1 protein-coding gene is annotated in these 464 nt (G+C 64.4%); it reads left to right on the forward strand.

The annotated features are described in order from the left end of the window. Nucleotides 1–92: 92 nt before the first annotated feature. Nucleotides 93–407: a hypothetical protein gene (locus AB4Y92_RS25715; RefSeq protein ID WP_441822193.1), complete on the forward strand. Its 315-nt coding sequence runs from the start codon at nt 93–95 to the stop codon at nt 405–407. The last annotated feature ends 57 nt before the right edge of the window (nt 408–464 follow it).

Raw genomic sequence — 464 nt, forward strand, 5'->3', positions numbered from 1 at the left:
GGTTCAGGCGCTGCTTCAAGACAGAGCTGTAAATTGCTTTGCCGGCGGCATGATCGAGCCGGCATGCCATTGATCAGGCCGCCGCGGGGACGATGATCGACCACAATCCCCCGCCGATTGCCCCGTTTCGCATGTGCCTCATATTCTCGCCCAACCGGCATGATCGGTTGTTGCGCGTTCAATGGAGGAACCAGATGCGATCGATGATGCTCGCCCTTGTCGCTTTTTCCCTGCTGGGCTGCAGCGGCTCCCCGCAACCCCGGGGCGTCGCTCGCGACCTGACACAGGGAACGGCGCAGTGTTCCAAGCACAAATGGGGCACCTCGGAGATGGCCGAGTGCCTCGATCGCGCCACCGGCAGCCAGTCCGCGACCGCGTCCGAGGCGAAGGCGGGCAGCAGCGGCTGAGCGCCGTCAAGGCGGCCGGGACGATCTCCCGGTCTGATCCAACGTTCTCAGGCAGGA

The organism is Lysobacter sp. TAB13 (assembly GCF_052113885.1).
GTDB classification, from domain to species: domain Bacteria; phylum Pseudomonadota; class Gammaproteobacteria; order Xanthomonadales; family Xanthomonadaceae; genus Lysobacter; species Lysobacter gummosus.